We start from the raw sequence: 14,749 nt of genomic DNA on the forward strand, positions 1-14,749 counted from the left end.
AAAATCAGGCTCGCCAATACGTAAGGTGACGGGGGTGTTCAAGTAGACCAGAATCGGTGTTCAAGTAAACCAGAATATGCATCTTTCAGGTTGCGTTGCTATAACGTTTTTCGGTCGGAGAATAGCAGCCATATTTGTAACTTGTAATCAAAATACATCCTTAAGATAAGTTACAAAACTCCTACTATAGACGGTAGAGTCAAGTGTGCAACCCAAATCAGTATCTTTTTGTTTCTTGGAAGGGTATTGAACTTGGCAAAAGTCCAGAAAGCGTTTGGAAGTCGTCTGCGAGAACTGCGGCAGGAGCAATGCCTGACCCAAGAGGGGCTGGCTCATCTGGCAGGTTTAAACCGCACTTATATTGGGGACATTGAGCGGGGAGAAAAGAATATTACCTTGGAAAGTATGGACAAGCTGGCCAGAGCTTTGGGCATTAATCTGAGAGACTTTTTTGACTGGGAATACTGACATCTTCATCCGCTTTCGAAGCTGACCACTATATACCAGTGTCACGGACGTATTTTGCTGCTGTTTGCATCAGATCATACACCTTTTGCCTTACCCCTCATGCCAGAAAAATACAGGGTAAGACAAAATGAACAGCTGTGCTGTAATCTACTGCTTAGTGACTATAGTTGTTACTGCACAGTAGCATAAACAGGTGATGGCAACCGAGGGTAAGCTCGGTATACATGCTGATAAACAACGCCAGTCAGCATGTCTATATCATCTTCTTCATAGTTATCAACCGGCAAACCGGTTTTGTCATCGTAAAGGAAGTCATAAATTCTCTGGCGAACGGCATCACGGGTGCCTTCCTTGTCCCGCCAGTTAGCGACTTTGAGTTGCTCCGCCTTCAGACTATTCAATAGCTCGGCTGCAACTTGTTTGATCTTCTTGATCTCCCTGTTGCTCAGTTCTGGCTTCTTGAGAATATCGAACAGGGCCAGAGTCTCCTCATCTAACCCTTCCCTGAGTGCGCGAGCCTCCTCGTCGCCGATCCTTTTGACCAGGTTCAGTAACTCCTCAAAGGTTTTCTCAATTACGACACGGTTTTTTTCTTGGTTATACTCCCTCACCAGTTTCTCGTAGTGTTCCTGAAAATCCGTTCGTAATGGGTTCTTAAACAGTAGCTTTTTTAAACGATCTTCTACGGCCACTTTCAAATTTTGTACTGTAGTACGCTGAATATTTGAGGCCTCGAATTCCTTACGCAAACGTTCAAAGTCAATTTTGCTGATATCAAAAGGCTTGTCATTTCTTGCGCCAGAATCACTAACATCGGTGGTATCAATAGCATCATCCACAATTGCGTGTAGCTGGCGCATGATATGACCAATATCCACCTTCTCCTGATCATTTTGAAGACTCTTGTAGATGATGTTGATGGCATCCCGTTCATCCCGATAATCCAGAGCTTTAGGAATGTTGAGACAGGCTCGGAACTTCTTCAAAACTATCCTCGCCAGAATGCTGAAACGCTTACGTGTCTCATCATTTTCATTAACTGCTTCCTTGGCTTCAGCAATTATTGCGATACGCTCAAAGCCATCGGCCTCCAAAAGTTTGTTGAGAATAAAGCCCTGCTTTCCCAGAAAATCACAGGTCATGGTAAGGGCTTCTTTCAACTCATCAAGAAGGCATTCTTTTGGTGGTGCCGGGTCTTGCTCACCTCCTTCACTATCATTGCCTCTTCCTTTATCACCTCTGCCAGCGAACGTGCTCAGAGCTTTTCTGAGGCTTTTCAGAATGCCGCAGTAGTCAACGATCAAGCCATTGTTTTTACCTTCTGCAACACGGTTCGCTCGAGCAATGGCCTGCATCAGGGTATGTGCCTGCAGGGGTTTATCCAGATAGAGGGTTGAAAGGGTAGGAACATCAAACCCAGTCAGCCACATAGCGCAAACAATCGAGACTCTGAACGGATGGTCTTTCTTTTTGAATGCATCCTCGATTTTTAGTCGTTTACCCTCTGTGAGTGAGAAGCCCGTTTTCATCAGCTTGCGGTGGGGAATAATATCAAAACCCCACTCCCTGAACTTGGCGACTTCGCCCTGCTCCTCACTGATGACCAAGGCCATCAGTGTCTCTTTCATCCAGTTAATCTGTTGCTGTCGCCAGATCTTATCCTGCTCATCCAGCGCATTCACCAGATCGGATTCCAGAAAGGTAATATGCTCCTGCCAGTACTTCTGGATCAGATCATACATACGGGCACAGGTGATTTTGTCGAGGCAGACAATCATAGCCTTGCCGGTTTCCCAGCCATTAGCGTAATGCTTCACAAAATCCTTGGCGATCTGCTTAAGCCGGTTGCTGGCGGTGATAATGTGATAATCACGCTTTAAAGCCTTTTCCAGCCGTTGCTCGACGTTGATATCATCAATTTCCAGCTCCGCAAGCTTATCGGCGATCTTCTTATTCATGCCCTTGGGTGCAGAAACAGAGTGCTTCTTGCCGTCATCATCCTTGAACACCAGTTCATCACCACGGGCATCGTAGAAGAAAGGCACTGTCGCCCCATCATCAACGGCGCGCTTGAAGTCATAAGTCGAGATATATCCACCAAATACTCGCTGGGTAATTTCTTTCTCCGAGAACAGCGGTGTGCCTGTAAAGCCGATAAAGTTGGCATTAGGGAGGGCTGTTCTCATATTGGTTGCGAAGTCTCCATACTGTGAACGATGCGCCTCATCAGAGATCACAATAATGTCGTCACGCTGGGAGTAAGGGTTGTCAGGATCTACCTTCTGATTAAATTTCTGGATTGTGGTGAATATATAGGGTTTTTGTTCCCCAAGCAGGGTCTTTAAGTGTACTCCGCTCTTGGCTCTGCAAGGATCCTTTTCATCGTTAGCCAAGCCGCAACCCACAAAGGTGTCGTATATCTGGTCGTCAAGATCTTCCCGGTCTGTCAGGATCAGGAATGTAAAATTACCGCCCTGCTTTCGGTGGATCTTGCGGGCATAAAACAGTAGTGAGTATGACTTACCTGAGCCCTGTGTATGCCAGAATACCCCTAGCTTGCCCTCACGCTCTTTGCGCTCTGGCACTGCCCGTATAGCCTCATTGACCCCAAGAAACTGATGGTTCCTGGCCACTATCTTGACAAGGTCTCCGCTACTTTCATCGAAAACGATAAAGTTTTCGACAATATCCAGTAGCTCGGTTTTGCCGCATGTGCCTTTGAGCAATGTTTCCATATCAACAATACCGGCTTCATCTTCATGTAGACGCTTCCAGTGATTGAAGTGCTCATACTTGCTGGAGATAGAGCCAATTTTGGCTTCCAGCCCGTTCCCCAAAATCACAACACCATTATGGTGGAACAGGTTTGGGATAGTATCTTTGTAATCCAAGAGATTTTTTTCGTAGGCTTCCTGAACGTCCTTATCGACATTTTTCAGCTCTATGTGGACCAAGGGAATACCGTTTACAAAACCAACGATATCCGGTCTGCGCCTATAGACTTCCCCCTGTACCCATAACTCACGTACTACCAGAAAGTGGTTGTTCTCCGGGTTAGCAAAATCAAAGAGCATCAGGCGTTTCGTGATGCGTTTACCTTTATCATCCTGAAAAGTCACTTCCACGCCATCCTTGTGGAGTTTTGCCTTCTCACGATTGGCAGCCTGCATATTGGCTGAACTGCTTTCAGCGGCAATAATCTTCAAAGCGTCTTGATAGGCTTTTTCCGGCAAGCCGGGGTTAAGCTCCATCAATTTTTCTCCGAGGTAACGGGTCAGAACCATATCCCGCTCAGAGTTGCGCCCAAGAGTACCCTCCGGGCCAAGTCTCTCGTTCATGGCATAAATGGATTCATCCCACTGCAACTCATTGGACAGGTAATCTGCGGTGGTTTTCTGGACCAGTATGTCCTCGGAGTTTTTATCCATGTAAATAACCTGTATTTTTATTCCTTATTATCACCTACCCACTGGTAGCGAGTGGGTCTGGTCGTTTTTACAATAAGATTCTCTGTAAGCGCCTTGGTAATCCACTCTTTGACCTGACTTTTATGCAAACCCAGTGTGTCTGCGATGCTTTTTTCAGATTGAGGAATCACTCGGCTGATATGTGCCATATCTTTCAAAAAGCATTGGTAGTATGACGTGAGCGTTGGGCTCTCAGCTGTTTTAGAAAGCTCAGGTACAGCTGGTTCCTCAGTGGGTATAGACTCGACTGTGGGGGATTCAGTAACAGCCTCTACAGAAGTCTGTGGAACGCTAGGAGCAACATCAGAGAGGGTGTCAGGCTGGGAAACCGAAGTGTTGGCACTGTCCTCAAACAACTCTGGGTTATTGTCATCAATGAAGTCAAGAGTTCCCGTTTCAGGTGCAGTGTTGGCTGCTCCTTCAGCCAAACTGGCGATGGAGATCTTCTCGACAATGCCATCGCACCATTTTCCGCCCTGTGCAACAATCTGAGTATTGCCTGCCTTTGGGTCGCTGGTAGGTTTCACCCAGAGAGGAACCCAGCCTTTTTTTAGGTTCTCTTCCGCGCCGCTCCAAGTTCCACCTTTTTGACCAGAATGTACGACTATGGAAGCCTTCGACATGGAGTAAACATACTTATTACGAGCCATAAGATCGTACTTGGAGAAACTTGCCTCCGGGGAGAAAGGCGTAATCAGGGCCAGATTGTTATTCATCAGGTGCTGACGCCACTTTGCGGATGTGGCAGCCTGAAGCAGCCCGTTAGCTAAAACACCTACAGATGTACCTTCAGCCTCCAAAGCGCCAAGCATGGCGGCTTCATCAACACCTTTTGCTCCGCCGGAAATAACAGAGAAGCCCTCAGCGGCGCATTTAGCACCAAAGGCAGCAGAAAATTGCAGATCATCATGGGTGGCACTGCGTGAACCAACAACAGCAATACCCGGTTGGTTCAGCAAATCTTTATTACCGACGCCAAAAAACAGAGCAGGAGAGTCAACGCCAAGATGGCGTTTGAGTTCAGCGGGGTAATAGTCCTTGTCGGCGGAGGTGCGGGTGATAAGCCAAATACCGGCCCTCTCCCATTTTTCCAGCGCCAGCGCCATGGCGTTACCACGATCGAGTAGCTCCTGAATGCGCTCGACTGTGACTTTTTTATCCTGCCAGCCATTAAGGAGTTCACTGAGCTCGCCTCGTAAAAGCTTACTAGGCGAGAGCCCTTTGTCTTTCATCCAGATGGCAAAGCGCTTCCACTCTGCTACGGTCAGAGGTGATGCATCTCCACTTGCTGGTTTGGTAAAGCGGGTATTCAGCAGCAGAATCGCTTGGGTATCTTCAGAAAAACTCATTAATCACCAGTTGAGGTAGAAGCCAGGGCAACGGGATATACCTTACCACTGCCAGCCTGTTGTAGCAGGGCTGCTATGACGGTGAATGTCCAGCCGGAATCGACAACATCATCCACGAGCAGAACATGGCCAACGTTGTGCAGATTGTATGGAATTGAGAAAGCCCCATCCAGATTTCGGCACTGGTGGAAGCGGTTCTGCTGCAACTTCTGAGGTTCGTTATCTCTGGCCTTCACAATGACATCATGGAAAGGTAACCCAAGAGCGGCAGCCAGACGTTGGGCAAAGTTGGAAACCAGTTTCGGGTTATTGCGGGAGGGAACGCAGCAAACGCACTGTGGATGCTCTTCCATTGACCAGCGTTGGGAGATCATCTCTGCCATAGCCGTCACCAGATCATCCCGGAAGTGGCCTCTGTGCTTATCATCAGCAACCATGTGTCCCCAGCCCGCATCTCCCCACCGGGACAGAACCCTGCCTTCCTGGGCCTGTAAATGCTTAGGTAGGTTGCCCCTTAAACCATACTGAACAAAGGCATTTGCAGGAAGCTGTATCTTTGGCTTGATAGACGCTTCAGCCTGCTTTAGGAACGTAGCTGCCTGATGGGCCAGTCCACTATTGATGGCGATACTAATCGTCGGGGAGTTGAGGCAGTTTTCACAGAGGCCGCAAGGTCTGGTTTCCTCGTCATCCAGAGCATTTCTGAGGAAAGTCATCTGGCAGCCGGTAGTATTGAGATAATCCTGAACCTGCTGCCACTCTTGCTCTCTCTGGTGGATCAGATGATTAATACGTTCGTGATCCATTTGGAAAGGAACAGCAGTGCGTCGCCACTGACTGCCCATTTTGATAATGGGAGCAGGGTTCTCAACGCTCAGCATTTTCAGTACTTTTTCAATCTGCCCAAAGCGGATGTTGGCGCACTCTTCAAGCTGCCTTGTGTTGAGCCCGTCACTGTTTTCTAAAGCTCTGAGAACCTTCATCACATCCGTTTCCGATGGGAAGGCGGATTCACGGAAAAACTCATGGATATCCCGGTCTTCCCGGCCACTGAGCAATACGCCTATAGAATCTGTAATACCACGGCCTGCACGCCCCACCTGCTGGTAATAAGCAACTATGGAGCCAGGGGCCTGGTAATGGATAACAAAGCCAAGGTCCGGTTTGTCATATCCCATCCCCAGCGCTGTTGTTGCTACTAGTACCTTGAGTCTGTTGTTCAGCAACAGATCTTCAAGGTGTTCCCGGTAAGTATTGGAGTCCGGGAAAGTCTCGTCTTTGGCATCGCTGTAGTAGGCTTTGGCGTTGATATCATTTTTGACCAACCAGGAAGTCACCTGTTCAGCATCACGCTTAGTCAACACATAGACAATGCCGGTGTGACTGAGGGTTGGGATGGTCTGAGCCAGCCATGCTAGCCGTGCGGCCTGATCGGGAAGTTCGAGGGTTTGCAGGCTGAGGCCTTCACGGATCAGCGGGCCACGCTGAACAAAAATATTACCAAGCTGGGACTGAACATCCTGAATAACCCGATTGTTGGCTGTGGCAGTAGTGCCCAGAACTGCTGTATTGGCAGGCATGCGACGGAGAATATTGATAATCCGGCGATAGTCAGGGCGGAAATCATGGCCCCAATCGGAGATGCAATGGGCTTCATCAACCACCATCAGGCCAATGTTGTTGGATATAGGGTTCAGGAGGTTGGTGACAAAATCTTCATTAGCGAGCCGTTCCGGCGAGATCAGCAGGCAGTCAATCTCATTATTCAGAATTCGGCGCTCGATATTGTCCCACTGATTCTGGTTGGTGGAATTCAGGGTAACAGCTTCAAGCCCCAGGCGTCGTGCTGATTCCACCTGATTCCGCATCAGGGCCAGTAGTGGGGATATAATAATGGTGACACCCTTACCTCGATCCCGAAATATACGGGTACTGATAAAGTAAACTGAGCTCTTGCCCCATCCCGTTCTTTGCACGACCAACAGCTTCTGCTGGCGGTTGACCAAAGCATCAATGGCCTCCCACTGGCCATCCCGGAAATCAGCGTGAGGGTTATCAAGAGCGGTTTTGAGCAGCTCCCGTGCCTTCTGTCGATCCATTGCGTCTCCTTGATTGGGGAAGAGAAACTGGCTAATCCAAGTAAGGACCCGCAATTATGCACCCATTGCCGCTGGCACGGGAATCGACTTACATCAAATTTTTCAGACGGCTATCTCTCCATTCATCAGGCGGGGGAGGAGGAGGTCACGGGCTTGTTCGAGCCTTGTGTTTTGTTCCATAAGCAAGCGAATTTGTACGAAATTATCCCGAACCACCTTATCAAATTCATTCAAAAGATGAGATGGTGGCAATGGAACCCGATACTCGTTAAGGCATGAAACCTGTACCCGTTGACGACCAGAAGAGCCAGTCATGCTGTTAATGGCGGTTTCCCTTAATGGATACGATCGGGCAAGAAAGTAGGTAAATTCGGCACTGACTTTATTCCCACGTAATACTATGAACTCAGTAGAGCCACAGGCTACCTCATCTTCTTTAAGGAAATATGCGAACCCTGTTTTACCATTTTCCAGACATGGCGTGATCCTCGCCAGAAGAGTGTCATTTCGGCGGAATTTGACCGTAGTATGCTTGGTTCTTCGTTCAAAGTATTTTGGATCAGCGGTCATGCTTGTCTCAGACAGGGAAGCCATGGGGACATACCAGGCTTCATGATCCTTGGGTATGCTCTCCTTAGGATTAACATCAACCACGTCAGGAAGAAATGTCGGTTTCCATCCCTCCGGCACCCCTTCAACCTTCTCCACATGCTCATGGCCAGGAAAGCGCAGATGGACAAACCACTCTAGGTAAAGAACCCGGGCGGATTCTTCCAAGAGCTGGATGCGGCGGCGGTTGTTTTCTATGAGGTCGTCGTAGTTAGTCAACAGGGCAGCAATCGCCTTTTGCTGACTTAGCGGTGGAACATGGATTGGGAGATTTTTTAGGTCATTTCCACGGATACCTGCCTGCACACCTTGTGTGACTATGCTTTTGATACCAGAGTAAGGGGACTTAAAGTAGTAATAATAAAAGCTCGGGTCGGCAAAGTCTTTGCGTAGGCGCACTCGTATGATATGTGACTCAAATGTCGTTGGTTCCTTGGCACTTTTTACAAGTGAGCATTTCCCTGCACCAGATAACACAAGTGATTGTCTCGCAAAAAGCAAATCTCCTTCTTCAACTAACATGGACTGAAGTTCCTTATCATTCATTGGAACCAGTTCCATGTTGATGTCACCAATCTTATCGTTGGCAAAGAGTTCTCCCATGTTAATCATTTTGTAACCGCTTCCCCGTACCCTTGCAGGACGAGTCAAGCCGTTCTTTGAGGGAATGGCGTACAGTGTTTCAAAAGTTACCTTATCCCAACTCATACCCCCAACTCCTCAAAGTTGCGAGCAATCCGAACCGCCAATTCAGCTGCTTCCTGATTCAAGCCGTTCAGTTCAACATGGATATTCTTGAGGGCTTCCTCAAAATCAAAATCCTCATCCACCTCTTCAGGCGCCACGCCCACATAACGGCCCGGTGTCAGGCTCCAGTCGGCAGCCTCGATCTCAGCAATATCAACCAGCTTGACCAGACCTTCCACATCCCGCAGCTTGCCTTCCGGGAACCGTGCCAGCAGCCAGTGTGCCTCTTTATAGAAGTAGCGGATTAGCTTGAGCTGCTCGACCGCCTGTTTGCGGGAGTTATCCGCTGTTTTTTTCAGGCTGGTTTTACGGGTGCCACTAATCAGGCTGGTATCCCACAACTCATGCTTTCTCGCACCCAGCTCTTTCTCGCACATTTCAATCAGGCGGGTGGCCAGCTTGTAGACCATATCCACCATCTTGAGCAGATCACGGCTACGCTCGGTCAGGGTCTGGAGGGACTCATCCCCTTCACAGAATTGGGCAATTCTCTGGGCGGTGGTGTAGTTACCTTCAGCCCACTTTTTGGACAGGGTTGTGGTGAGCTTTTCGAAGTTATCCCAGTCGGTATAAAGCTGCTTCTCTTCGTTTATAAACTCTTCGTAGAGCTCAGCCTGTGGATCCTGCTCATTAAGGGTGTCCAGGAACGGGCTTATCGCATTATGCAGGGCTTTCAGATCATTCAGGAAAGCCGGCAGGGTGGCAAAGGTTTTCTCTTCACCCGCTTCGGCGAGAGATTGGTCGACATACTCTTTCAGTAGACCGACAAAACGCTCCGTCTCGCCATGGTAGAGCCAAAAGATAGCGGTCAGGTTTTTTTGCTGTTCCGGGCTAAAGTCGTATATTGTGCGGGTCACCTGTCGGTAAACATTACGGGCATCGACCATCAGCACCTTGTCTTCCATCCCTTCCGGCTTGGCTTTATTCAAGAACCAGAGCTGACAGGGAACAGGACGGGTGTAGAAGAAGTTGCCCCGCACATCAATCATTGCTTCCACATGACCGGTTTTCACCAGAGCCTCACGCACTGTGGCTTCGTCCCGCCCGGCACTGGACGCTTGGGAAGACATAACAAAGCCCGCTTTGCCCTTTTCGTTCAGGTAGCTGTAAAAGTACTGAATCCACAGATAGTTAGCATTGCTGATCTTTTTGTTTTTATTGACCCCCGGCAGACCAAAGGGTAGTCGACGATCGTGTTTGATTTTGCTCTCATCCACTTCATCCACGTTGAAGGGAGGATTGGCCATCACGTAATCCACCGAGCCCCACAGACCTTCGTGGGGATCCTTGTAGTAGGTAATTGCACCATCACCGCCTTGCACATTACCTTCAAGGCCATGCACCGCCAGGTTCATTTTGGCCAGACGGGTTGTGACCCGGTTCTTCTCATGACCATAGAAAGTTAGTTCGTTGGGATTGTGCTTGTTGCGCTCCATAAAATGTGCGCTCTGCACAAACATGCCACCGGAGCCGCAGGCTGGGTCAAATACCTTGCCATGGTCAGGTTCCAGTATGTTCACGATCAACTGAACCAGTGAAACAGGAGTAAAGAACTCACCGCTGTCGTGTGCACCTTGATCGGCAAATGCGGTCAGGAAATATTCATAGATACGTCCGAAGATATCACCGCTGGCACTCTTCAGCTCTTCAGGGTTAAGCTTTCGTAGTAGCGTACCCAGAACATCATTAGGAAGGCTACGGTACTCCAGCTTGGGTAGCTGATCTTTGAGAGTACTGTAATTCTCCTCAATGCTCTCCATCGCTTCGATAACAGCTTCAGCCCTGTCATCGGCATCACTAAGGGAGATCAGGTAATCAAACTGGGCCTCCGGCTTCAGGAAGATGGCACCCTTCTGGGAAAAATCCTCTTTGGTCAACGCGCGGGTCTTACCGCCACGGCTGGGCAGGTTAGCGGTAATCTCTTCCTTGGCTGTCAGGTAACGACTATAAGCATGGCGTAAAAACACCAGCCCCATTACGGGCATAAAATACTCGTTGCTGGCCAGCTCCGAGCTGCTACGCAGGGTGTCAGCAGCTTCCCATAGTCGCTTTTCTATGGCTTCGATGTTTTGAAGTTGGGACATAATTACCGCACTCAATGTCTGTGGTCAGGCCGTTTTAGGGTAAGCCCGAATCTGTTTGGCATCATTTTACGGTGTAAAAGGCTGAGCCTCTATGCCCAAGTGATCTGAAGGTTTTTGCTAACATCAAAAAGCAATCAGGTGAGCCAAACTTGAGCAGCAAGAGAGGTGGTTATCTCCTCTTCAATATTTGCCTCAAGGGTATGAGGCGAGTGTATTTGGCAGGCGTGATACGTGATTTACCCTTCTCGGCAGTCATATTCCAACAGGATGCTAATTCCATTTGCCGGAACTCTAGCTCGTTAATTGGTACATCAAATGGGTTGGGTTGATCCTGAAGCTTTTCGTTAGAGTCAATCTGGTCTTTTTTTCCTATATTCTGCATGTAAAAACGATAGCCTGCGGAGAAATGCTCAACAGTCAGTTCGCCATCCTGGTTCAAAATCGCTTCTTCAGCGGAAAAGTTAATCAGGTTTCTCAGTCTCCGCATGTTTCCCTTTGAAAAGGCAAATAGCCGGGGATACATCTCAAGCCCGTGCAGTTCCGGCGTTTTGGTGAACGGCAGGCTTTCATCGAATACCTTTAGAAAGGTTCTGAAGTTTTGGCGGTCTTCTTTGCTGATTATCCGGAAGGGTTCAATCGTGCGCTGAATCATAAAACGTCCAGCCAACTGATCGTCATGCTCCAGAATGATACGGCTATAGGGCATACCAAACAAAACCACCGGAATACCGGCGGTATTGATTACTACTTTGAGCCACTTGGCCGCGTCTTCTAGCACCTCGTAGGATTTTGTTTCAATCAGATGCTGAAATTCGTCCAAGAGACTGATCTCTACACCGCATTCCTGCATTAATCTGGCCAGCATCTTGGTCAGCTGGGGAGCTGAAATACCTTTAGGTGAAAGGTCATGCCCAAGGTCTTCCAGAAAACAGATCGCGGCCTGACGAGGAACGGTTTTATCCGGGAATTCAGTGGAAAAAACGGAGATTAACGTTCGTTCGGCCTGCTCTTGTCTGGGGTTTAGTCGCAGGTACTGCTCCCGTAAAGTGGTCTTGCCAGCACCAGGCTCCCCCAGAACCAGCATACATTCAGGTTTTCCACCGCATTGAGAAATTACACGGCAGCGATGAATATCTGCAAGAATCCGATCAAGATTAGGCGAACTAATATAACACTCTCTTACCTGCCGGATTTTTGCCTGTTGTTCTTCCGTGATTGAATCGTGCCTGAATGCCATATTATGCATTGGGAACATTACTCCTCCATCCAGATGTATCGAGTTCATCATCCTCTAAGGCAAGTTCAGTAGTTTTGACAGCTGGAGAATCGGGCTGTTCAGTAGGCAGATAGGTTTGGGATAGACCTTCCGCCAAACTGGAGTTGGCATCCTGACCAACATCACAATATTTTGCGGCTGCGGAGCTGGCACTAATTGCCGTTTTTTTCGGATTATCCGTCCAGGCACTAAATTCTTCCTGAAGTCTTCGCTGAGTTTCCAGGCGTGCTCTTACAATATCCTGATGGTTATAGTTGCCCTCGGTTATGTCTTTTGCGTTTCTTCGGTGAATATCGTGCTGAAGTTCATTCAGTCCATGTGTGTAAGTCTGATCAACAGCCGGGACTTTAATGTATTGGCGTTCAATTTGGTTAAATACATAGATTGAACTCAAATTGTCAGGGTCAACCTTATAGCATGCTTGAGTATCACCCACTTTAGCCCTGTAACTGGCTAACTCTTCAGAATCATAACGCAGTTTTTTATAATAAATACCGCCTCGTCTCAGTTTGCTTTCTTTGGTTCTTCCTAAAACAATATTCAGCCTGTCAGGCTCTTCAAGCCTGGGGGGAAATTCATCGACGGATGCGTTCCAATGCACATTAGGGATGATACCCTTTTCAGTTGTAGGAGATATCTGGTATTCATCAATCACCCATTTATGAAATATCTCAATAAAGGTATTAAACCGGATTACTGCATGCTTTTTAGGGGCGTAGTCATTTCGCTCAGCCAGTGAAGAGAATGTTTTACCTTGCATCTGTGATAAAAGTTCAGTATTGATAGTGCCGAATTTCCTCTCGATTCTGCCTTTAAACCACGGGTGTTGGACAGGGTTAAAGACATGTTGAATATTTAATTCAGCCAGTGCTACTTCCAGATCACTACTCCAGAATTCTTTACCGTTATCAAAAATGAACAGCTCTGGCACACCATAACAGGGCCAGTTATTTTCTATAAACGGGTATTTTTCATTGATGGAATTTTTTTCCTGGATAATGTTCCTTAGTAACTTAATGAGTACGATAAAATCCGGATCTCTGAACGATATATGAAAACCCACAATCGAACGTGAGTACTCATCTAAAGCCAGAGTCAACCAAGGCCGTCCAAGGGGCATAAGGGTTTCGGAATCAACCACAAAAAGATCCAGTTTCGTATGGTCTACACAGACGCGTTCCATGACCCGTGAAGTTTTTATCCCTTCAGCAATAGCCTTAAATTTAATGTTTGCCTTATGCTTACCGTGCCTACCCATTGTTTTATCGTAAGGTGTTAGTCTATCTATACGAGTTAAGAACGTTCGGTAACTGGGTACAGGCAATGTTTCTAATTTATTATTTCGTCTCAAACCATTAATGGTTTCAAGTTCGTTTTCCAGCCTGTCATAAGCATCTTTTTTAGAAGGTCGCAACTCACTGGTATAGTAATCAAGTGCTATTTTTATACACTGTTCAACCTCTTCTTTAAGGCGACATTTGCGATTCCCTTTTTTGAACGTGCTTGAGTACAGCCCTCTAATAGAGTAACCGGCTTTTACGTAGTCATTATGCCAACGACAAATGGTTCTCCAGCTCGGAGGTTTCATATCTCCCAACTCAGTAGCTATTACAGGCAATAAATCTTCAATGTGGCGAGGGCTCCAATGTGGAATTCCCCGATCAATTAATCCAGTGATATAACGAAATTTTCTCAGCGTTTCCTTACGTTCGTCCTCAGAAAATATCATCAGGTCATTAGCCAGTTTCTTCTCTTCATCACCTGATGAGCTGATAAATTCCAGCCTACCTTTTGTTAATGCTGTTTGAAGATCCTGCAGTGAAAACCTGGTAGATCTTCCTTCAACCAGAAGGCTTTCAAGGATCAAGTCACCACTATCATCTTTCTTGGATATAACATATTCATGTTGAGCGCCGTCGAGTGCCTGATATCTTACTTTTGTACCCTCAATCAGCCGACTCATGATTGTACCCTCACAAATGAGAGGCTATTTAAGGCTGTTTCTTCTAATGGTGATGTCGGGATCAGAACCCCTCTTGCCAGTAGATCATAAATAAGAGGATAACAGTGCTTTTTCTCAAGGCCGATCATTTGAGGTAAAACCTTAATTTGTATAGGGCCTTGTGCGCCGATGAGATCAATTATGTCAAAATGTCGATGATCCATAGGTGATTTTGTTCGATATTTGTACAGTATTTTGAGATTGCCTAATAAAGGTTCTTTCCTGATCTCTGATTCGGTGAGAAGATCCAAGGGGGTATTCAGCTCTTCAGCTGCGGCTTTTTTGTGTTCAAAGATTTCCTGAAATTTACGACTTTCAGCTTCTTTGTCAGATTTGACTTCAAGTCTGCTCTCCTGACCAGAATGACTATCGATTGCCTTGAAATCCGGCGTATATTTAGCCGTCTTACCGAAAGACTTATACTCATACCCTAATGGTTGGGCTTGAAATAAAGAGATGTTGGCGTGAAATTCAAGGTGGTAACAGGCATCGAACTCAAGCGATGATTCTACTCGGAAATGCTGTTCGGACTTGGTGCTATTAAAACCATAGATCCTTTTGCTGCGGGACTTACCAATTTTTCGCCGTTTCATACAACTACACCTCTGGCTAACGGTTGGAAAATTAGACCAGAGGTGCGTGTTGTCA

The 14,749-nt window shown here is 47.3% G+C and carries 9 protein-coding genes; 1 reads left to right on the forward strand and 8 read right to left on the reverse strand.

The genetic code is table 11. The annotated features are described in order from the left end of the window. Positions 1 to 252 precede the first annotated feature (252 nt). Positions 253 to 468 (forward strand): helix-turn-helix domain-containing protein, encoded by a 216-nt coding sequence (locus ABD892_RS20425; RefSeq protein WP_345197953.1) that lies wholly within the window; start codon positions 253 to 255, stop codon positions 466 to 468. A gap of 170 nt (positions 469 to 638) precedes the next feature. On the opposite strand, the gene ABD892_RS20430 is transcribed toward ABD892_RS20425, so the two are convergent. The 8 genes from ABD892_RS20430 to ABD892_RS20465 all read right to left on the reverse strand — a co-directional run bounded on the left by ABD892_RS20430 (position 639) and on the right by ABD892_RS20465 (position 14,694). Next, entirely contained in the window at positions 639 to 3,896 is a 3,258-nt protein-coding gene (locus tag ABD892_RS20430) for a type I restriction endonuclease subunit R (RefSeq protein WP_345197954.1), read from the reverse strand. A gap of 17 nt (positions 3,897 to 3,913) precedes the next feature. Further along, on the reverse strand, positions 3,914 to 5,284 hold the full coding sequence (locus ABD892_RS20435; RefSeq protein WP_345197955.1) for a DNA-processing protein DprA: 1,371 nt from the start codon (positions 5,282 to 5,284) through the stop codon (positions 3,914 to 3,916). Continuing rightward, a complete protein-coding gene (locus ABD892_RS20440) occupies positions 5,284 to 7,383 on the reverse strand; it encodes a RecQ family ATP-dependent DNA helicase (protein WP_345197956.1) in 2,100 nt (699 codons plus the stop codon). Before ABD892_RS20440 ends, ABD892_RS20435 begins: the two co-directional genes overlap by 1 nt. Before the next feature lie 102 nt (positions 7,384 to 7,485). Continuing rightward, a complete protein-coding gene (locus ABD892_RS20445; RefSeq protein ID WP_345197957.1) occupies positions 7,486 to 8,700 on the reverse strand; it encodes a restriction endonuclease subunit S in 1,215 nt (404 codons plus the stop codon). Beyond that, complete coding sequence (locus ABD892_RS20450; RefSeq protein ID WP_345197959.1) at positions 8,697 to 10,823, reverse strand: class I SAM-dependent DNA methyltransferase; 2,127 nt, start codon at positions 10,821 to 10,823, stop codon at positions 8,697 to 8,699. Before ABD892_RS20450 ends, ABD892_RS20445 begins: the two co-directional genes overlap by 4 nt. A gap of 169 nt (positions 10,824 to 10,992) precedes the next feature. Continuing rightward, on the reverse strand, positions 10,993 to 12,069 hold the full coding sequence (locus ABD892_RS20455; protein WP_345197960.1) for a TniB family NTP-binding protein: 1,077 nt from the start codon (positions 12,067 to 12,069) through the stop codon (positions 10,993 to 10,995). Further along, positions 12,062 to 14,062, reverse strand: coding sequence for a Mu transposase C-terminal domain-containing protein (locus ABD892_RS20460; RefSeq protein ID WP_345197961.1), 2,001 nt, complete (start codon positions 14,060 to 14,062; stop codon positions 12,062 to 12,064). The genes ABD892_RS20455 and ABD892_RS20460 overlap by 8 nt, the downstream gene beginning before the upstream one ends. Then, positions 14,059 to 14,694, reverse strand: coding sequence for a TnsA endonuclease N-terminal domain-containing protein (locus tag ABD892_RS20465; protein ID WP_345197962.1), 636 nt, complete (start codon positions 14,692 to 14,694; stop codon positions 14,059 to 14,061). Before ABD892_RS20465 ends, ABD892_RS20460 begins: the two co-directional genes overlap by 4 nt. Positions 14,695 to 14,749 lie beyond the last annotated feature (55 nt).

The sequence above is a fragment of the Kistimonas scapharcae genome, from assembly GCF_039540975.1.
Lineage (GTDB): Bacteria > Pseudomonadota > Gammaproteobacteria > Pseudomonadales > Endozoicomonadaceae > Kistimonas > Kistimonas scapharcae.